This is a genomic window from Streptomyces sp. NPDC060232 (genome assembly GCF_042726555.1).
Classification (GTDB): Bacteria; Actinomycetota; Actinomycetes; order Streptomycetales; family Streptomycetaceae; genus Streptomyces.
In genome coordinates this window covers 93355-113047 of the sequence record NZ_JBHXAG010000004.1, presented here as the reverse complement: position 1 = coordinate 113047, position 19693 = coordinate 93355, and the positions used below count along the sequence as shown (strand labels likewise).

The following is a 19693-nucleotide window of genomic DNA, read 5'->3' as shown; positions in this document are numbered from 1 at the left end:
CGGACGGGGCCCTGCGGGCCGTCAGCCCGGCGACTCCCAGGGTGGACCCGCCCGGGGCGTATCCGGGAGCTGCGGGCCGTCAGCCCGGCGACTCCCGAGGCGGGCCCGCTCGCGCCCGTATCCGGGGCGTGAAAGGCCCCTCCTCGACCCGGGCCTCCACCTCGGCGACCTCGCCCCCGAGGCGGCACCCGGCGAGCTCCGCACCCTGTGCCCGAACCACCCGGAGCGCCGTGGCGCAGGCCGTGTCCGGGCCGTGCGCCCAGGTCGCCGCCGCCGCGAGCGCCGCCAGGTCCGCGGCCGCCGCCGCCCGGTGGCGGGCCACGACGGCCTGGCCGAGCAGCAGCACCCCCGCGAACACCGCCCCCAGCACCGTCGCCATGAGCGCCGCCCAGACCGTGGCCGAGCCCCGGTCCCGGCTCACGGCGGCGGCCCCACGCTGTCCTCGGCGAGTGCCACCGCCTGCGCGCCCAGCCGCAGCGGAATTCCTGCCGGCCCCGGAACGGGCGCCGCCACCCGGACCCGCCAGAGGTCGCCGACCCGCTCCAGCTCCACCTGTGCCCGCGGCGGCGCGGCCTCGCGTGCCGCCGCCACCGCCACTTCCGAAGGTTCCGACCTGGACGCCGCCCGGGCACCGGCCCGGGCCGCGTCCACGCACCGGATCTGTCCGGCAGCCGCCATCAGGGCCCACACCAGCATGGCCGCGAAGAGCACCAGCGCCGGAATCACCAGGGCGGCCTCCGCGGTCACATATCCGCGGTCCCGCATTCCCCGGCCTCCTGCGGACTTCCCCTCAGAACGGCACATCGAGCGCCTTCCCGATGGTCGACTGAAGGGCCGTGGCGACGACCTCGCTCGTCACCACCTTGTAGAGAACAGCCGCGAATGCGCAGGCCGCGATCGTGCCCATGGCGTATTCCGACGTGGACATCCCCGCATCGCTCCCGCGACCGCCGAGCGCCGCCCGCACACGCAACCAGATGATCCTCATGGCAACCTCCTGTGTATTTCCGTTGTTGATGTGTGGTCAATGCGACTTCAGGTACTTGAGAGAAGTCCCGAGGCCATACCGATCACCACCGGCGCGACCCCGATGGAGAGGAAAGCGGGAAGGAAACACAGCCCCACCGGGGCGGTGACGAGGACCGCCGCCCGCTGGGCTCTGGCTCCGGCCCGACGGGCCCGGTCCTCCCGGAGCCCGGAGGCGAGCCGGGACACCGGCTCCGCCGCGGGCGCCCCGGTCCGCGCGGCACGCTCCAGGCAGTCGGCGAGCGCCCGGGCACCCGGTATCTCCGCCAACCTCCCCCACCCTGAGCCCGGTTCGCCGCCGAGCCGCAGCTCAGCACCGGCGCTCGCGAGCCGCTCGCCCACCGGGCCGCCCAGCGATTCGCCCACCACCTCCGCCGCCTCCACCGGCCCGGCGCCGGCCGCCAGGCATGCGGCCAACAGGTCGGCGGCGAACGGCAGCTGGCGCTCCACCTCCTGCGGATCCACCCCGGCCGCCGGCCGCGGCCGAGCCTGCCAGCGCCGCACTCCGACCGCGGTCAGGCAGCCCACGGCCACCCCGGCCACCCCGCCGACGAGCACCCAGCCCGCCAGCAGCGCCCCGGCCGGACCGGCCCACGCCGCCGCCACGCCCCGCAGCGCGGCACCGAGCACCGGCCCGCGAGGCCGCGGCCCCGCCCCCAGCAGCGCGGCGGTCCTGCGCCGGACGGCACGCGCCCTGACCCGCGCCACCACCGCCGACACCATCCACAGCACCGCCGCCAGGCCCATCACGATCCCCAGCCTGTGGACGGAGAAGCCGGCCATCACCGCTCCCCCGCCCGGACGATCCGCCGACACCACAGCAGCCCCAGCGCCTCCAGCACCCCGCCCGCCAGCAGACAGCCCCACCCCATCGGCGTGTGCAGCAGGACCCGCAGCGGATCCGCACCCAGCCCGGTGCCGATCAACAGGCCCACCAGCGGCAGCAGGGCGAGCACCAGCACCGTCGACCGCGCCCCCGCCAGCTGGGCCCGCAGCGACTCCTGCCGGTCCCGTTCGGCCCGCAGGGCCCCCTCCAGCCGGTCCAGCCCGGCGGCCAGGCCCGCTCCGCCGTCCACCGACACCCGCCAGCAGGCGGCCATCCCGGCCAGTCCCTCCGCGCCGGGCTCCCGCGCCGCCTGCCGCAGCGCCCCGGGCACGTCCCCGCCGAACGCCGCGGCCGCCAGCACGCCTGCCTCCGCCGCGCCCGGCCCGCCCGGACCCGCGGCCGTCCGCCGCAGCGCCGCCGTCAACGCCTGCCCGGGCTGCGCCCCGGCCCGCAGCTCGCCCACCGCCGCCCCGCACAGGGCCACCACCTCGGCGGCCCGCGCGGACCGGGCCCGCTCGCGCGCCCGCGCCCGCAGCCACCGCCGCACCAGCGGCACCGCGGCCCCGCCTGCCAGCAGCGGGAACACCGACCCGCCCAGGAGCGCGATCACCAGCCCGGCCCCGAGGCAGGCCCACTCCCGCCACCGGACGGCCCGCACCCGGACGGCGCCCAGCAGCAGCTCCCGGCGCGGCGGCCGGCACACGAGCGGCCTCCCCCCGCCGGCGAGCACCACCCGGGCCCGCCGGGACACCGGGTCGCGCCCGGCGATCCCCCAGGCGGCCGCGCCCGCGCACAACACCCCTGCGAACAGCGGCAGCGGCAGCCCCGCCCCGGCGCTCACCGGGCACCTCGCAGCAGCGGACGCAACCGGTCCCAGCCCTGCTCCCGCACGAAACCCCGGGCGGCCCACCGCAGTGCGGGTACGGTCACCACCAGTCCGGCGGCGTCCCGCTCCAGCACGTGCACCTCGGCCACCCGGCGCCGCCCCTCCCGGTCCCGGACCAGGTGCAGCACCAGGGTCAGCGCGGCGGCCAACTGGCTGTGCAGAGCGCCCCGGTCGAGTCCGGCGGCCGTCCCCAGCGCCTCCAGCCGCGCCGGCACATGGGCGGCGGCATTGGCGTGCACCGTGCCGCACCCGCCCTCATGGCCGGTGTTGAGGGCGGCGAGCAGGTCCGCGACCTCGGCGCCCCGCACCTCGCCGACCACCAGCCGGTCGGGCCTCATCCGCAACGCCTGTCGGACCAGGTCCGCCAGGGTGACCAGACCGGCACCCTCCTGGTTGGCCGGCCGGGTCTCCAGCCGCACCACATGCGGATGGTCGGGGCGCAACTCGGCCGAGTCCTCGGCCAGCACGATCCGCTCCCCGGGGCCCACCAGCCCCAACAGCGCACTGAGCAGGGTTGTCTTGCCGGTCCCCGTCCCGCCGGAGACGAGGAACGACAGCCGGGCCTCGACCATGTCCCGGAGCAGCCGCTGCCCGCCGGGCGGCAGCGTGCCCGCCGCGACGAGCTCCTCCAGCGTGAACGCCCGCGGCCGCACCACCCGCAGCGAGAGACAGGCCGAGCCGACCGAGACCGGCGGCAGCACGGCATGCAGCCGTGTGCCGTCGGGCATCCGGGCGTCCACCCACGGGCGGGCGTCGTCGAGCCGCCGACCGGCCACGGCGGCCAGCCGCTGGGCGAGCCTGCGGACGGCTCCCGCATCGGCGAAGGTCACCCCGGTCAGCTCCAGCCCGCCACCGCGGTCCACCCACACCCGGTCGGGGGCCGCCACCAGCACGTCGGTCACCTCCGGATCGGCCAACAGCGGCTCCAGCGGACCCGCGCCGACCAGTTCGGAGCGCAACTCGGCCGCCGCGCCCAGCACTTCCTCGTCACCCAGCAGCCGGCCCTGGGCGCGCAGGGCCGCCGCCACCCGTGCCGGGGTCGGCTCCGCCCCGCTCTCGGCGAGCCGCCTGCGCACCGCGTCCAGCAGTACCGCGCTCATGCCGGCACCCCCTGCGCGGCGCCGAGGGCCCGCTGCCAGAAGCCGTCGCAGAAGCGGGCCAGGGCGCCGCGCGCCTGCGACCCCGGCGGCTCTCCCTCGGCCACCCGCCCCGGAAGTCCCACCTCGACGGGCACCTCACCGGCCAGCGGCGCCCCCAACAACCCGGCCACGTCCTCCGGATCGAGACCGCCCGGGCAGCGGCCCCGTACGACGACGCGGACGTCCCTGGCCACCATCCGCACCCCGGCGGCCACCCGGCCCGCCGCGGCAACCGACCGCAGCTCACCGGGCACGACCATCAGCACCAGGTCGAGCTGGGACAGCACCTCGGCCGCGGCTTCGTCCACCCGGCGCGGGAGATCGACCACGACGACGCCGCCCCGGCGGCGCGCCGCGGCCACCACCGAGCGGACGGCGGCGGGCGGCACGACCACCCGGTCCCCTCGGTCCCAGCTGAGCACCCGCAACGCGTGCAGTTCGGGCAGGGACTCCTCCAGCGCTCCGGCGCCCACCCGTCCCCGGGACGCCGCGAAGTCCGGCCAGCGCAGTCCTTCGGCGCCCTCGCCGCCGAGCAGCACGTCCATGCCGCCGCCGAGGGGATCACCGTCGATGAGCATGGTCCGCTCGCCGGCGCGGGCGGCCCGGACGGCGAGGGCGCAGGCGAGGGTGGAGGCCCCCGCCCCACCACTGCCTCCGATCACACCGACGGCGAGTGCGGGCCGTCCGGCCCCCTCGACGACATCGGCGATCCGGTCCACGAGCCGGCTCTCGGCATCGGGGAGGCGCAGCACCTCCTCGGCGCCGATCTCCACCGCCCGCTGCCACACCAGGGGATCGTCGAGGTCACGCCCGACGAGGAAGACCCCGGTCCGGCGCGGCGCGCCCCGTACGTGCCGGGCGGCGTCGTCCCCGACCAGCACCAGCGGCGCCGAATCCCAGCCAACTTCCCCATGATTGAAGCCAGTTGGGAAAACCGGCCCTCCGTCCCCACTCCCGGCGGGGGCGGCCTCCGCTTCCGCGGCCTCGCCGCCGCGCTCCGGTGCGGGGTCGAGCACGTGCGGATCGGCCCCCGCCGCCGCACACAGCCTCAGCAAGTCGTCGAGCAGCAGGGGATCTTCGGTGATGAGCAGGGGCCGGCGCCCGGCGTGCGCGGGCGCGGCGCTCCCTGCGGCGGCTCCCTCCGCCCCCGCCGCCCTTCCGGTCTTCACGGTCTTCGGCGTTTCGCACGACTTCGATCGAGCCACGATCTCCGCCCCCTTCGCACTGCAAATCCCAGCACCGCGGACTTCGCGGCTGGAATCACCGTGCAGCGATCGGGGAAAAGAAGTGGATCTTGCCCAATAACTGTGGACAACCCCTCGATTGTGAATAACCCGGTCACCCTCACAGGTGAGTTCCGGAGCGCGGCGGAACCACTACACAGCGTCATGAGTTCGACGTGGTGAGAGCCTGCGGCAGACGGGCCGCGCCGAAGAGGAAGGACCGGGAAATGGTCGATCGGGGCCGAGGCCGGGGACGCGAACCGCGTCCGGACATGCGACGACCCCCGCCGGGGGGGAGAGCGGGGGTCGTCCCCACGGTCCGACTCGGGGGGGGAGGAGCCAGACCGGGTTAGCACGGTCGCGAACGATCCGTGACTTCCATGGTGTACCCGAGAGCCCTCTCAGGCAAACCCACGCGCCACACCTTACGCCGAATGGTGGGCGCATATGCTCGGGGCGTGGAAAATCAGCCCTTGCCGCACTCCTCGCCTCGCACCGCAGCCTTCTTCGATCTGGACAAGACGGTCATTGCGAAGTCGAGCACCCTGACGTTCAGCAAGTCCTTCTACCAAGGCGGCCTGATCAACCGGCGAGCCGTGTTGCGCACCGCCTACATCCAGTTCATCTTCCTGGCCGGAGGCGCCGACCACGATCAGATGGAGCGGATGCGGGAGTACCTGTCCGCCCTCTGCAAGGGGTGGAACGTGCAGCAGGTGCGGGAGATCGTCGCGGAGACCCTGCACGACCTCATCGACCCGATCATCTACGACGAGGCCGCATCCCTGATCGAGGCCCACCACACGGCCGGCCGCGACGTGGTGATCGTGTCGACCTCCGGAGCGGAGGTGGTCGAGCCGATCGGGGAGATGCTCGGCGCCGACCGGGTCGTCGCCACGCGCATGGTCGTGGGCGAGGACGGCTGCTTCACCGGCGAGATCGACTACTACGCCTACGGGCCCACCAAGGCGGAGGCCGTACGGGAACTCGCCGAGTCCGAGGGCTACGACCTGGCCCGGTGCTACGCCTACAGCGACTCGGCGACCGACATCCCGATGCTGGAAGCTGTCGGACACCCGCACGCCGTCAACCCGGACCGCGCGCTGCGCCGCGAGGCGGCGGCGCGGGAGTGGCCGGTCCTGGTCTTCAACCGGCCCGTGCGGCTCAAGCAGCGCCTCCCCGGGCTGTCGATGCCCGCCCGCCCGGCGCTGATCGCGGCGGCCGCGGTGGGCGCCGCCGCCGCCACCGCCGGGCTGGTCTGGTACGCGAGCCGGCGCCGGGCCGCACTGTCGGCCGTCTCTGCCTGATTACCCCACCTGTACCGATTCGGACTGTCCGGTTCACCCCCGCTCGCCCCGGAAAGTAAAAAGTGGAGCCAGGGGTTTCGCATAGGGGCAAAGCGGAGTACAAATAAAGCAACGGCCCGCGAGACCAAAGAACATCCGAGAGGATCATCTTTAAACGCAGTAAGGCCCACGGACCGACGCATGAACGCCGAGCACCCACGCGACGTCGACCCGTCGATTACGGGCCAGCCGCACCAGGTGACGGGCAAAGTACCCGACCTGATGGGCAATTTTCGAGGACGCTTGGTACCTGGGCGTGAATGCCAGCGGCGACACCAAAGCAGGACGGTGTCGCCGCAACCCATGTCCGGGCACCCCATGTCCGGGCACCCCACGTGCGGGCCCTGGACCGGCCCTGCACCCGCGAGGGCTCAGGCTGCGCCGCGCTGCAGGGCCTCGCAGACCGCCGTCGACTCCCGCACCCCGAGCTCGATCGCACGGCCGCAGTGGCCGATCCAGGCGGCCATGCCCTCCGCCGTCCCCGAGAGGTAGCCCTCGAAGGCCGCCAGGTAGGCCTCGGTCCCCTGCTCCGCGTGACCCACCTCCGCCGGGCAGATCGCCTTGGGGTCGAGCCCGCTGTTGATCAGTACGATGCGCTCGGCCGCCCGCGCGACCAGCCCGTTGTACGAGCCGAACGGCCGCAGGGCCAGCAGCTCGCCGTGCACCACCGACGCCGTGACCAGGGCCGGGGCGGAACCGCCCGCGATGATGAGCCGCGACAGGCCGTCCAGCCGGCCTGCCACCTCGTCGGCACCGGGCAGCGGCGCCTCCACCAGGGGCTCCACCACCGGCTCGCCCGCGAGGCGCGGGCGGCCCACCACGTCCCCCTCGGCCGTCGATCCGACCGCCACCAGGTGCAGGCGCGCCAGGACCCGAAGCGGCGACTGGCGCCAGATGCTCAGCAGCTGGCCGGCCTCCGCCGTGAGGCGCAGGGCGGCGCCCACGGTCAGCGCCTCCGGCTCGGCGCCGAAGTCGGTCCGCCGCCGCACCTCCTCCAGCGCCCAGTCCGCGCCGGACAGCGCCGCGCTGCCGCGGGCGCCGCGCAGGGCGGCCTCCGAGGTGATCTCACCGCTGCGGCGGCGCATCACCCGGTGCCCGTAGACCCGGTCCACGGCCTTGCGTACGGAATCCACGGAATCGGCGACACCCGGCAGCCCGGCGAGGGCGGCCAACGGGTCAGAAGCGCTACTCATAAGTAGGGAGCCTACGCACTGCGGGCATGGCACCAACCCCTCCTTGGAGTGGTCTTCTTCACTCACCTTGACAACACAGCGCTACTCACCCACTACCCTTGGTGAACATGAAGATCGCTTTCGTGGGAAAGGGCGGCAGCGGCAAGACGACGCTGTCCTCCCTCTTCATCCGCCACCTCGCCGCCAATGAAGCCCCCGTCGTCGCGGTGGACGCCGACATCAACCAGCACCTGGGCGCCGCGCTCGGGCTCGCCGAGGACGAGGCGGCCGCGCTGCCCGCCCTGGGCGCGCACCTGCCCCTGATCAAGGAGTACCTGCGCGGTTCCAACCCGCGCATCGCGTCCGCCGAGACGATGATCAAGACCACTCCGCCCGGCCGCGGCTCGCGCCTGCTGCGCGTCACCGAGGACAACCCGGTCTACGAGGCCTGCGCGCGCACGGTCCTGCTCGACGGGGAGCCCGTACGCCTCATGGCCACCGGTCCGTTCACCGAGGCCGACCTGGGCGTGGCCTGCTACCACTCCAAGGTCGGAGCGGTCGAGCTCTGCCTCAACCACCTCGTCGACGGACCGGACGAGTACGTGGTCGTCGACATGACGGCGGGCTCCGACTCCTTCGCCTCGGGCATGTTCACCCGCTTCGACGTGACCTTCCTCGTCGCCGAACCGACCCGCAAGGGCGTCTCCGTCTACCGCCAGTACAAGGAGTACGCGCGGGACTTCGGGGTCGCGCTCAAGGTCGTCGGCAACAAGGTGCAGGGCCCCGAGGACATCGAGTTCCTCCAGGACGAGGCGGGCGAGGACCTGCTGGTCACCGTCGGGCACTCCGACTGGGTCCGGGCGGTGGAGAAGGGCCGCCCGGCCCCCTTCGAACTGCTGGAGGCGACCAACCGGTTCGCCCTCCAGGCACTCCAGGACGCCGCCGACGACTCGTACGCGCACCGCGACTGGGCCCGGTACACCGAGCAGATGGTGAGCTTCCACCTCAAGAACGCGCAGAGCTGGGGCAACGCCAGGACCGGGGCCGACCTGGCGGAGCAGGTCGACCCCGATTTCGTCCTGCGCGAGGGCCTCGACACCCTCGACGCGTTCGACGGCGGCGCGGGCGCCGAGGAGATCGTCAGCCCTCGTCCCCAGACCCATCGGCCGGCTCCGCAGCCGGCTTGACGCCGGCGGGGGCGGCCGGCGGCGCCGGCGGCCCCGCGGTCAGGAACTTCGCCCAGCCCTCCTTCGGCGCCTCGCCGACGTCGAGGGTGCGCATCCACTCCAGGACCTTCGGATCCTGGGCTTCCAGCCAGTCCACCAGCTCCCGGAACGGCACGCAGCGGACCTCCTCCTGGGTGCACATGCCCTTGATCGACTCCTCGACGGCGCGCATGTAGGTGCCGCCGTTCCAGGACTCGAAGTGGTTGCCGATGATCAGGGGGGCACGGTTGCCCTGGTAGGCGCGGTCGAAGGCCTGGCGCAGACCGTCACGCATCTGGTCGCCCCAGTAGGTGTGCTGCGAGGGATCGCCCTGCGAGGTCGTACCGGACTGGTTGACCATGTAGTTGTAGTCCATGCTCAGCGTGTCGAAGGCGCGGCCCGGCATGGGCACCAGCTGCAGCGGGATGTCCCAGAGCCCGTCCGTCTTCTTGGGCCAGATCTGCTTGCTGATCCCGCTGGAGTCGTAGCGGAAGCCCATGCCTTTCGCCGCCAGCATGAAGTTCTTCTGGCCTTCGAGGCAGGGCGTGCGCGCGCCGACGAGCTCCTTGTCGTAGTCGAAGGGGAGCGCCTCCTCCTGCTTCAGGCCCGCGTTGGTCTTCCAGTTCTTGACGAAGGACTTGGCCTGGTTGATCTCGCTCTTCCACTCGTCCACGGACCAGGTGCCGACGCCGCCGTCGGGCCCGCAGAAGTGCCCGTTGAAGTGGGTGCCGATCTCGTTGCCTTCCAGCCAGGCCGCGCGGACCTGGGCGGCAGTGTCCTTGATGCCCTGGAGGTCGCCGAAGCCGATGTCGGAGCGGCCGGGCGCGTGCTGCGGAGCGGTGTAGAGGAAACGCTTCTCCTCCGGAAGCATGTACACACCGCTGAGGAAGTACGTCATGCGGGCGTTGTACTTCTTGCCCACCTCGCGGAAGTGCGAGAAGAGTTTCTGGCTGTCTTCGCCGGCCCCGTCCCACGAGAACACCACGAACTGCGGGGGCTTCTCGCCCGGCTTCAGCTTCTGCGGCTTCACCACGTTCGGCTGCGGCCCGGTGTACGCGGTCGAACCGTCGCCGATGGGGCGGTTGACGCTGCCGGGCGCCTCCGGGGGGGCCTTGCGCGCGTTCGGGCCGCCGGCGGGCGGGGACTTCGCGGGTTCCGAGGCGGTGCACCCGGCGACGCCCAGAACCAGCGCCGTGGCGACCAGGCCGCCGGCGATCTTCTTCGTGGCGGCGATCATCCGCCCCACCTCTCCCTCGCAGTTCCATCGCAGGACTTCTGCGCCGCAACGTCCCATGCGGTCCAACGCGAGGAAGGTATGACAAGCCGGACAAAATGCTTAATCACCCTTGAGTGCTAATTCATAGGCCATTTGCCCGAATTATCCACTGCTCATCTTTACTCTCCATTACCGTCCATTTACTGAGTGTTGAGACTCCCGCCGCTTCACCCCTCATCCCCGAGGAGACGGGACCCCATGACAGCCATTTCCCCCACACCCACACCCCGAGGGGTTCGCAAAGACCTTCCAGCGGACCTCTCCGCCTCCATCACCGTCTTCCTGATCGCCATCCCGCTCTCCCTCGGCATCGCCCTGGCCACCGGAGCCCCGCTCCAGGCCGGCCTGGTCGCGGCTGCGGTGGGCGGGATCGTCGCCGGGCGCCTGGGCGGTGCACCGCTCCAGGTCAGCGGGCCCGCCGCCGGCCTCACCGTGGTCACGGCCGAGTTGATCCAGCGGTACGGATGGCGCACCACGTGCGCCATCACCGTGCTGGCCGGCGCCTGCCAGCTCGGCCTCGCCGCCCTGCGCACCGCCCGGTCCGCGCTCATGGTCAGCCCGGCCATCGTGCACGGCATGCTCGCGGGCATCGGTGTGACCATCGCCCTGGCCCAGCTGCACATCGTGCTCGGCGGCACACCGCAGAGCTCGGCCGTGGCGAACGTCCTCGGCCTTCCCGCCCAGTTGGCGGACCTGCACCCGGTGGCGCTCGGGGTCAGCGCACTGACCCTGGTCGTCCTGCTCGGCTGGCCGCGGCTGCCCGGGCGGACGGGCCGCGCCCTGCGCAAGGTGCCGGCGCCCCTCGCCGCCGTCGCCACGGCCACCGTCTTCGCCGCACTGGCCGGGCTGAGCCTGCCCCGGGTGGACCTGCCGTCCTGGCGCAGCCACGCCCTTCCCGAGATGCCCGAAGGGCCGGTTCTCGGTCTCATCGCCGCCGTCCTGACCATCACCCTGGTCGGCAGCGTGGAGTCCCTGCTCTCCGCGGTCGCGACCGACAAGCTGATCGCCTCCGAACGGGGCACGGACAAGCGCCCGCCGCGCGCCGACCTCGACCGGGAACTGCGCGGGCAGGGCGCGGCGAACATCGTCTCCGGGGCCCTGGGCGGCCTGCCCATCACCGGTGTGGCCGTGCGCAGCGTGGCGAACGTCAAATCCGGTGCGGTCAGCCGGAAGTCGTCGATGATGCACGGTTTCTGGGTCCTGCTCGCGGCCTTCCTGCTGGTTCCCCTGCTCGACCTGATCCCGCTGGCCACGCTGGCCGCCCTGGTGATGGCCGTGGGCGTGCAGATGGTCAGCGTCACGCACATGCGCAGTGTCACCCGGCACCGGGAGGCGCTCGTCTACGGGACGACCATCGTGGCCGTGGTGCTCGGCGGGGTGCTGGAGGGCGTGGCCGTGGGCATCGCGGTGGCCGTCGCCCTGGCACTGCACCGGCTGGCCCGGACCAGGATCACCCTGGAGCGGCTGGACAGCGGCGTCCACCGGGTACGGGCCCGCGGGCAGTTGACCTTCCTGGCGGTGCCGCGGCTGAGCCGGGCGCTGAACCAGATCCCGCACGAGGCGCACGCCGTGGTCGAGCTCGACGGCTCCTTCATGGACCACGCGGCCTACGAGACGATCCAGGACTGGCAGCAGTCCCATCTGGCGCACGGGGGAACCCTGGAGGTCACCGGCCGCTCGGGGCAGGCCGCCCGGATCAACGGGGCGGACCCGGCCGCGGCCGGCAGGACCGGGCCCACCGCCGGGCCGGACGGAGCGGAGGGAGCGGGCGAGCCCGACGGGGGCCACGGGGGCGATCACGGCCACGGCACCCGCCCTCCCGAGGGCGGCCACCAGGCCGACCGGTCCAGGCGCGGCCATCACCGCGGGACGCACCAGTGCTGCCGCCCCTGGACCCCCTGGCAGAACCACTGCGACCACCGCGCCACGAGCACCCGTACGGCCGCGGCCACGGCGGCGACCATGGCGGCAGCGGCCGAGGCGGCCGCGGACAGGGAGGACGGAGCCGGAGACGGCGGGGTGCCGGACGCCGCGCCGGCGCCCCGGCGGCGCGGCGCGGGCCAACTGGCCAGCGGGATCAGCGCCTTCCAGCGGGACACCGCACCCCACGTACGGGACGAGCTGGCCCGGCTGGCCCGCGAGGGACAGCGGCCCTCGCAGCTCTTCATCACCTGCGCGGACTCCCGGCTGGTGACCAGCATGATCACGGCGAGCGGCCCGGGAGACCTGTTCACCGTCCGCAACGTCGGCAATCTCGTGCCGCTGCCCGGTACGGAGTCCACGGACGACTCCGTCGCGGCGGCCATCGAGTACGCGGTCGACGTGCTGAAGGTCGACAGCATCACGGTCTGCGGGCATTCGGGCTGCGGAGCCATGCAGGCCCTGCTCAGCTCCGCGCCCGGGGTCGCGGTGACCCCGCTGCGCCGCTGGCTGCGGCACGGGCTGCCCAGCCTGGAGCGGATGGCCAGCCGCCACCACGCCTGGGCCCGGATCTCGGGCCGACTCCCCGCCGACGCCGTGGAGCAGCTGTGCCTGACCAATGTGGTCCAGCAGCTGGAGCACCTGAGGGCCCACGAATCGGTGGCCAGGCGGCTCGCCGAGGGCACCCTGGAGCTGCACGGGATGTACTTCCACGTGGGCGAGGCCCAGGCCTACCTGCTGTCGGAGGGTGAGGACTTCTTCGACTGCAGGGTCTTCGACACCGTCGGCCAGCACGCCTGAACCGGTAACCTCCGGTATCCGTGCCATCGATTGGCCCCTTCCCGCGCCCTGCAGCGGGGAGGGGCCCTTCGCACGCCGTTCTCGGGCGGGCCGTCTGCATGATATAGGTCTAAACCAATTTCAGGTTACCCCTTGTCACCCGGGCCGCCGACTGATGAGCTATGCCCGGGGACACAACGGACACCCTGGGAAAGGGAGATGTCGTGAGCAACGAGAGCCTGGCCAATCTGCTCAAGGAGGAGCGGCGGTTCGCACCGCCTGCCGATCTGGCCGCCGCCGCCAATGTGAAAGAGGCTGCGTACACACAGGCCGACGCGGACCGGCTGGGCTTCTGGGCCGACCAGGCCCGGCGGCTGACCTGGGCCGCCGAGCCGACCGAGACGCTCGACTGGACGAACCCGCCCTTCGCCAAGTGGTTCGCCGACGGCAAGCTGAACGTCGCGTACAACTGCGTGGACCGCCACGTCGAGGCCGGCAACGGCGACCGCGTCGCCATCCACTTCGAGGGCGAGCCCGGCGACAGCCGCGCGATCACCTACGCCGACCTCAAGGACGAGGTCTCCAGGGCCGCCAACGCCCTCACCGAGCTGGGCGTCGAGGCCGGTGACCGCGTCGCCGTCTACCTCCCGATGATCCCCGAGGCGGTCGTCGCCATGCTCGCGTGCGCCCGCATCGGCGCCGCGCACTCCGTGGTCTTCGGCGGGTTCTCCGCCGACGCCGTCGCCTCCCGCATCCAGGACGCCGACGCCAAGCTGGTCATCACCGCCGACGGCGGCTACCGCCGCGGCAAGCCCAGCGCCCTCAAGCCCGCCATCGACGAGGCCGTCGCCAAGTGCCCGCAGGTCGAGCACGTGCTCGTCGTACGCCGCACCGGCCAGGACACCGCCTTCACCGAGGGCCGCGACGTCTGGTGGCACGAGCTGGTCGGCCGCCAGTCCGCCGAGCACACCCCGCAGGCCTTCGAGGCCGAGCACCCGCTGTTCATCCTCTACACCTCGGGGACGACGGGTAAGCCCAAGGGCATCCTGCACACCTCCGGCGGCTACCTCACCCAGGCGGCGTACACCCACCACGCGGTCTTCGACCTGAAGCCGGAGAGCGACGTCTACTGGTGCACGGCCGACATCGGCTGGGTGACCGGGCACTCCTACATCGTCTACGGGCCGCTCGCGAACGGCGCCACGCAGGTGATGTACGAGGGCACGCCCGACACCCCGCACCAGGGCCGCTTCTGGGAGGTCGTGCAGAAGTACGGCGTCACGATCCTCTACACGGCGCCCACGGCCATCCGCACGTTCATGAAGTGGGGCGACGACATCCCCGCGAAGTTCGACCTGTCGAGCCTGCGCGTCCTGGGCTCGGTCGGCGAGCCGATCAACCCCGAGGCCTGGGTCTGGTACCGCAAGCACATCGGCGGTGACCGCTGCCCGATCGTGGACACCTGGTGGCAGACCGAGACCGGCGCGATGATGATCTCCCCGCTGCCGGGCGTCACGCACACCAAGCCGGGCTCCGCCCAGCGCGCCCTGCCCGGGATCGCCGCCACCGTCGTGGACGACGAGGCGCACGAGGTCCCGAACGGCGGGGGCGGCTACCTGGTCCTCACCGAGCCGTGGCCGTCGATGCTGCGCACCATCTGGGGCGACGACCAGCGCTTCATCGACACCTACTGGTCGCGTTTCGAGGGCAAGTACTTCGCGGGCGACGGCGCCAAGAAGGACGACGACGGCGACATCTGGCTGCTGGGCCGGGTGGACGACGTGATGCTGGTGTCCGGCCACAACATCTCGACCACCGAGGTCGAGTCGGCGCTCGTCTCGCACTCGTCGGTCGCCGAGGCGGCCGTGGTCGGCGCCGCCGACGAGACCACCGGCCAGGCCATCGTGGCCTTCGTCATCCTGCGCGGCAGCGCCTCCGAGACCGAGAGCCTGGTCGCGGACCTGCGCAACCACGTGGGCAGCACGCTCGGCCCGATCGCCAAGCCCAAGCGGATCCTGCCGGTCCAGGAGCTGCCGAAGACCCGCTCGGGCAAGATCATGCGCCGTCTGCTGCGCGATGTCGCGGAGAACCGCGCGGTCGGCGACGTCACCACGCTGGCCGACTCCTCGGTCATGGACCTGATCCAGAGCAAGCTCCCGGCAGCCGGCAGCGACGACTGACAGGTCGGCGTCGGCCACCGCGGCCGGTCGCCACCTCGGCGGCACACGAGGGAAGGGGCATGCGGCGCGACGCGCCGGGTGCCCCTTTCGCACATAAAGTGATGTTCGCCGGAAACATCCTCGCGCACACCCTGTAAAATATTGAAAGCGTAAAGATAAAGACTCAGGGTGCGCCGGGAAGTCTGGTCGGCAACGAGTTCCGTCATGCCGTCCGACAGCCCCGGAGGTGCCCTCGTGGCCGCGCCCGACCCCACCGACCACAAGAGCCGCAAGCTGCTCGGCCGCCTCTCGCTGACCGAGAGCCGCTTCATCGCCGATGCCCTGCGCGCCGAGACGGTCGGCGGTGTGCTGCTGCTCGTGGCCGCGATCGTCGCCCTGCTGTGGGCCAACATCCCCGCCATCTCCGACAGCTACGCCAGCGTGCGGTCCTTCCACATCGGCCCCGCCTCCCTCGGCCTGGACCTCTCGCTTCAGCACTGGGCGGCCGACGGGCTCCTCGCCGTCTTCTTCTTCGTCGCCGGCATCGAGCTCAAGCGCGAGCTCGTCGCGGGCGACCTGCGCGACCCCAAGGCGGCCGCCCTCCCGGTGATCGCCGCCCTCTGCGGCATGGCCGTGCCCGCGCTCGTCTACGTTCTGGTCAACGTCACGGGCAACGGATCGATGGACGGCTGGGCCGTCCCCACGGCCACCGACATCGCCTTCGCGCTCGCGGTCCTCGCCGTCATCGGCACCTCCCTGCCCTCGGCCCTGCGCGCCTTCCTGCTGACCCTCGCCGTCGTCGACGACCTCTTCGCCATCCTGATCATCGCGGTGTTCTTCACCAGCGAGATCGACTTCCTGGCACTCGGCGGCGCGCTCGTGGGACTGGTCCTCTTCTGGTTCCTGCTGCGACGCGGCGTCCGCGGCTGGTACGTCTACGTTCCGCTCGCCCTGGTCGTCTGGGGCCTGATGTACAACAGCGGCGTCCACGCCACCATCGCCGGCGTCGCCATGGGCCTGATGCTCCGGTGCACCCGCGCGGAAGGCGAGCAGACCTCTCCCGGCGAGCACATCGAGCACCTCGTCCGGCCCGTCTCGGCCGGTCTCGCCGTACCCCTCTTCGCGCTCTTCTCCGCCGGGGTCTCCCTCTCCGACGAGGCCATCGCCCAGGTCTTCACCCGCCCCGAGACCCTCGGTGTGATCCTCGGCCTCGTCGTCGGCAAGGCCGCGGGCATCTTCGGCGGGACCTGGCTGGCCGCCCGCTTCACCAAGGCCGAGCTGAACGAGGACCTGACCTGGCCCGACGTGTTCGCCGTGGCCACGCTCGCCGGTATCGGTTTCACCGTCTCCCTCCTCATCGGCGAGCTCGCCTTCGAGGGCGACGAGGCCCTCACGTCCGAGATCAAGGCCGCCGTCCTGATCGGCTCCCTCATCGCCGCCACGCTCGCATGCGTCCTGCTCAAGCTCCGCAACCGCCGCTACCGGGAGCTCATCGAGGCCGAGGAGCGCGACGAGGACCACGACGGCATCCCGGACATCTACGAGGAGGAGCGGCCCGAGTACCACCTGCGGATGGCGAAGATCTACGAGGAGCGGGCCGCGGAACACCGCCGCAAGGCGGAGAAGGCGGCCGCCGCCGCGCTGCGAACCGCAGCCGGGTCCACCACCGAGGCCGACCGTCCGGCATGATCTGAGTGAAGACGCTGGACCGACGCACGACAGCGGCACGCCGGCCGGGCGATGGCCGCGGGGACAGCCGCCCGGCAGCAGACGACAGAGGGAGAGAGCGATGAGCGCAGTGGACCAAGAGGCGCAGGGAGCCGAGCGCACACTCGGCCAGCTGGTCGCCTCGGCCACCGCCGAGATGTCCGCCCTGGTTCACGACGAGATCGCCCTGGCCAAGGCGGAACTCCGCGAGGACGCCAAGCGCGTGGGCGCCGGCTCCGCCTCCATCGCCGCCGCGGGAGTGTTCGCGGCCTTCTCGCTCCCGGTGCTGACCTTCGCCGCGGCGTACGGGATCCACAACCTCGGGCTCGGGCTCGCCTGGTCCTTCCTGATCGTCGGCGGTGCGTTCCTGCTGATCGCGGGCATCCTCGCGCTGATCGCCGTACGGAAGTTCAAGAAGGTCAAGCCGCCGGAGAAGTCCATCGCCTCGGTCAAGCAGACCGCCGCGCTGGTCGGGACCGTCAAGCCGCACCCGCGGCCGGTGAGTGACAAGGCTGTGGGTGTGGCACGCTCGTCCTCATGACAGCGCCCACGCCGGACCCCAGCATTCCGCCCACCGCTGCCACGGCGGTGCGGCTCGACCTCCCCGGCGGGCAAGCGGTGACGCACCGGGACGTGGCCGCCAACGGCGCGCGCTTCCACGTCGCCGAGCTCGGTGACGGACCGCTGGTGCTGCTGCTGCACGGCTTCCCGCAGTTCTGGTGGACCTGGCGGCACCAGCTGACCGCGCTCGCCGACGCCGGGTACCGGGCCGTCGCCATGGACCTGCGCGGGGTCGGCGGCAGCGACCGCACCCCGCGCGGCTACGACCCCGCCAACCTGGCCCTCGACATCACCGGGGTCGTACGGTCCCTCGGCGAGCCGGACGCCGCACTCGTCGGGCACGATCTCGGCGGATACCTCGCCTGGACGGCGGCCGTGATGCGGCCCAAGCTGGTGCGCCGCCTCGTCGTCTCCTCGATGCCGCACCCCCGGCGGTGGCGCTCGGCGATGCTGTCGGACTTCGGGCAGACCCGGGCGAGTTCGCACATCTGGGGCTTTCAGCGGCCGTTCGTGCCCGAGCGGCAGCTCGTCGCCGACGGCGGGGCCCTCGTGGGCGACCTGATCCGCGACTGGTCGGGGCCGCGGCCTCCCGAGGAGGAGGACCTCGCGGTGTACCGGCGGGCCATGTGCATCCCGTCCACCGCGCACTGCTCGATCGAGCCGTACCGCTGGATGATGCGGTCGATGGCCCGGCCCGACGGGCTCCAGTTCAACCGGCGCATGAAGCGGCCGGTACGGGTGCCCACGCTGCACCTGCACGGTTCGCTCGACCCGGTGATGCGCACCCGCAGCGCCGCCGGATCCGGCGAGTACGTCGAAGCCCCGTACCGGTGGCGGCTGTTCGACGGGCTCGGGCACTTCCCGCACGAGGAGGACCCCGCCGCCTTCTCGACCGAGCTGGTGAACTGGCTGAAGGACCCCGAGCCGGACCGCTGACCGCGCCTCGTACGAACGGCAGTTCAGTCGTCCTTTCGTCTTACGGGCATTCAAATGCCCGGCGCATAGGCCAATTGGCCGCCCCGTGAGGGGTTACGGACCTTGGGGCCCGGGCACAGCACGGAGTATGAGCTGGACGCACGACTACGGTGACACCGCGCACGAACGCCGCTCGGCCGCTACGCCGGGCGCGCATGAGAGGGCCGGCCGGCACGGCCACGACCCACACCTGGGGATCCCCCGCATCCTGCGCCGCCGGGCCCGATGGGTCTCCGCACGCCTGCGGCATCCACGGACGTAGGGGCCCGGCGGGGGCGCCGCTTCAGAGGGCGCAGCCCTGGCTCTCGACCCGGCGCTGGGCGGTCCGGCCGTTCTGGATGTCGTCGCTGATCTCGTCCACGGTCAGCGCGTAGCCGGTGTTCGGGTCGTCGAGGGACTTCGCGAACACCACCCCGTACACCTTGCCCTCGGGCGTGAGCAGCGGGCCGCCGGAGTTGCCCTGGCGGACCGTCGCGAACAGTGAGTAGACGTCCCGTCGGACAGTGCCGCGGTGGTAGATGTCAGGTCCGTTGGCATTGATCCGGCCGCGGACGCGGGCCGAGCGGACGTCGTACGCGCCGTTCTCCGGGAAGCCGGCGACGATCGCGTCGCTCCCGCTCGCAGCGTCCTTGTCGGTGAACTCCAGCGGCGGTGCCTTCAGCTTGGGCACGTCCAGGACGGCGATGTCGCGCTCCCAGTCGTAGAGCACGACCTTGCCGTCGTAGAGCTTGCCCTCGCCGCCGATCTGCACGGTCGGCTCGCTGACGCCGCCGACGACGTGCGCGTTGGTCATGACCTTGCCGGGCGCGAAGACGAAGCCCGTGCCCTCCAGCACCTTGCTGCAGCTGGGCGCCGTACCGACGACCTTCACGATCGAGCGCTTGGCCACGTCCGCGACGGGGCTGGTGGCGAGCGCCGGGTCGGGCGCCCTCACCTCGGTGATGGGCTCGTTGGAGAACGGGCTGAACACCTGCGGGAAGCCGTTGCGTTCAAGGGCCGAGGAGAAGTCCGAGAACCAGCCCTCGGCCTGGTGGGGAAGGACCTGTGACACCCCGAGGAGCACCTTGGAGTTGCGGACTTCCCTGGCCACCGAGGGCAGCGAGGTCTGGGCGAGCAGGAGTCCGATCATCCAGGCCACGAGCAGCATCGCGACGACGTTGACCAGGGCGCCGCCGGTGGCGTCGAGCGCGCGCGCCGGCGACCACGTGATCTGGCGCCGGAGTCTGCTTCCGAGGTGGGTGGTCAGGGCCTGGCCGATCGAGGCGCAGACGATGATCGCGACCACGGTGATGACGACGACCGTGGTGGACACCTGGGTGCCGTCGTCGGTCATTCGGTCCCAGACCAGCGGGAGCAGGGACACCGCGATGAGGCCACCGCCCAGGAAGCCGATCACCGACAGGATGCCGACGACGAAGCCCTGGCGGTAGCCGACGATCGCGAACCACACGGCGGCGAGCAGCAACAGGATGTCCAGCACGTTCACGTGGGCCAC

The 19693-nt window shown here is 72.3% G+C and carries 17 protein-coding genes; 7 read left to right on the top strand and 10 right to left on the bottom strand.

Translation table 11 applies throughout. The features are described from left to right. Nucleotides 1-79: 79 nt before the first annotated feature. Genes ACFWFZ_RS08900 through ssd form a run of 7 tightly spaced genes read right to left on the bottom strand, consistent with a single transcriptional unit; the run spans nucleotide 80 to nucleotide 5046 of the window. A complete protein-coding gene (locus ACFWFZ_RS08900; RefSeq protein ID WP_387118694.1) occupies nucleotides 80-421 on the bottom strand; it encodes an Rv3654c family TadE-like protein in 342 nt (113 codons plus the stop codon). Then, a complete protein-coding gene (locus ACFWFZ_RS08895) occupies nucleotides 418-765 on the bottom strand; it encodes a TadE family type IV pilus minor pilin (protein ID WP_387118691.1) in 348 nt (115 codons plus the stop codon). The genes ACFWFZ_RS08900 and ACFWFZ_RS08895 overlap by 4 nt, the downstream gene beginning before the upstream one ends. 25 nt (nucleotides 766-790) lie before the next feature. Beyond that, nucleotides 791-988 (bottom strand): DUF4244 domain-containing protein, encoded by a 198-nt coding sequence (locus ACFWFZ_RS08890; RefSeq protein ID WP_387118688.1) that lies wholly within the window; start codon nucleotides 986-988, stop codon nucleotides 791-793. A 47-nt stretch (nucleotides 989-1035) separates the two neighbouring features. Beyond that, on the bottom strand, nucleotides 1036-1809 hold the full coding sequence (locus ACFWFZ_RS08885) for a type II secretion system F family protein (protein ID WP_387118684.1): 774 nt from the start codon (nucleotides 1807-1809) through the stop codon (nucleotides 1036-1038). Continuing rightward, a complete protein-coding gene (locus ACFWFZ_RS08880) occupies nucleotides 1809-2693 on the bottom strand; it encodes a type II secretion system F family protein (RefSeq protein WP_387118681.1) in 885 nt (294 codons plus the stop codon). The genes ACFWFZ_RS08885 and ACFWFZ_RS08880 overlap by 1 nt, the downstream gene beginning before the upstream one ends. Continuing rightward, nucleotides 2690-3838: a TadA family conjugal transfer-associated ATPase gene (locus tag ACFWFZ_RS08875; protein ID WP_356810249.1), complete on the bottom strand. Its 1149-nt coding sequence runs from the start codon at nucleotides 3836-3838 to the stop codon at nucleotides 2690-2692. Before ACFWFZ_RS08875 ends, ACFWFZ_RS08880 begins: the two co-directional genes overlap by 4 nt. Further along, nucleotides 3835-5046: a septum site-determining protein Ssd gene (gene ssd, locus ACFWFZ_RS08870; protein ID WP_387118677.1), complete on the bottom strand. Its 1212-nt coding sequence runs from the start codon at nucleotides 5044-5046 to the stop codon at nucleotides 3835-3837. The genes ACFWFZ_RS08875 and ssd overlap by 4 nt, the downstream gene beginning before the upstream one ends. Before the next feature lie 488 nt (nucleotides 5047-5534). On the opposite strand from ssd, the gene ACFWFZ_RS08865 reads away from it, so the two are divergent. Further along, the gene (locus ACFWFZ_RS08865) at nucleotides 5535-6404 is read left to right on the top strand and encodes an HAD-IB family hydrolase (protein ID WP_387118674.1); all 870 of its coding nucleotides are present in this window, start codon (nucleotides 5535-5537) and stop codon (nucleotides 6402-6404) included. A gap of 410 nt (nucleotides 6405-6814) precedes the next feature. On the opposite strand, the gene ACFWFZ_RS08860 is transcribed toward ACFWFZ_RS08865, so the two are convergent. Next, nucleotides 6815-7636, bottom strand: a complete 822-nt coding sequence (locus tag ACFWFZ_RS08860) for an oxidoreductase (RefSeq protein ID WP_387118671.1) — start codon at nucleotides 7634-7636, stop codon at nucleotides 6815-6817. 107 nt (nucleotides 7637-7743) lie between these two features. Between ACFWFZ_RS08860 and ACFWFZ_RS08855 the strand changes: the two genes are divergently transcribed. Further along, complete coding sequence (locus tag ACFWFZ_RS08855; RefSeq protein WP_387118668.1) at nucleotides 7744-8802, top strand: ATP-binding protein; 1059 nt, start codon at nucleotides 7744-7746, stop codon at nucleotides 8800-8802. On the opposite strand, the gene ACFWFZ_RS08850 is transcribed toward ACFWFZ_RS08855, so the two are convergent. Beyond that, nucleotides 8756-10057, bottom strand: a complete 1302-nt coding sequence (locus tag ACFWFZ_RS08850; protein WP_387118665.1) for a hypothetical protein — start codon at nucleotides 10055-10057, stop codon at nucleotides 8756-8758. The genes ACFWFZ_RS08855 and ACFWFZ_RS08850 overlap by 47 nt on opposite strands. Nucleotides 10058-10294: 237 nt before the next feature. Between ACFWFZ_RS08850 and ACFWFZ_RS08845 the strand changes: the two genes are divergently transcribed. From ACFWFZ_RS08845 to ACFWFZ_RS08825, 5 genes are all read left to right on the top strand, one after another. Next, the gene (locus ACFWFZ_RS08845; protein ID WP_387118662.1) at nucleotides 10295-12817 is read left to right on the top strand and encodes a bifunctional SulP family inorganic anion transporter/carbonic anhydrase; all 2523 of its coding nucleotides are present in this window, start codon (nucleotides 10295-10297) and stop codon (nucleotides 12815-12817) included. Between the two features lie 161 nt (nucleotides 12818-12978). After that, the gene (gene acs / locus ACFWFZ_RS08840) at nucleotides 12979-14976 is read left to right on the top strand and encodes an acetate--CoA ligase (protein ID WP_387118659.1); all 1998 of its coding nucleotides are present in this window, start codon (nucleotides 12979-12981) and stop codon (nucleotides 14974-14976) included. A gap of 204 nt (nucleotides 14977-15180) precedes the next feature. Then, nucleotides 15181-16644, top strand: a complete 1464-nt coding sequence (gene nhaA, locus ACFWFZ_RS08835; RefSeq protein ID WP_387118656.1) for a Na+/H+ antiporter NhaA — start codon at nucleotides 15181-15183, stop codon at nucleotides 16642-16644. A 100-nt stretch (nucleotides 16645-16744) separates the two neighbouring features. Continuing rightward, nucleotides 16745-17203 (top strand): phage holin family protein, encoded by a 459-nt coding sequence (locus ACFWFZ_RS08830; protein ID WP_387118653.1) that lies wholly within the window; start codon nucleotides 16745-16747, stop codon nucleotides 17201-17203. Continuing rightward, nucleotides 17200-18159, top strand: a complete 960-nt coding sequence (locus ACFWFZ_RS08825) for an alpha/beta fold hydrolase (protein ID WP_387118650.1) — start codon at nucleotides 17200-17202, stop codon at nucleotides 18157-18159. Before ACFWFZ_RS08830 ends, ACFWFZ_RS08825 begins: the two co-directional genes overlap by 4 nt. 322 nt (nucleotides 18160-18481) lie before the next feature. On the opposite strand, the gene ACFWFZ_RS08820 is transcribed toward ACFWFZ_RS08825, so the two are convergent. Next, nucleotides 18482-19684, bottom strand: a complete 1203-nt coding sequence (locus tag ACFWFZ_RS08820) for a MarP family serine protease (protein WP_387118647.1) — start codon at nucleotides 19682-19684, stop codon at nucleotides 18482-18484. Nucleotides 19685-19693: the final 9 nt, after the last annotated feature.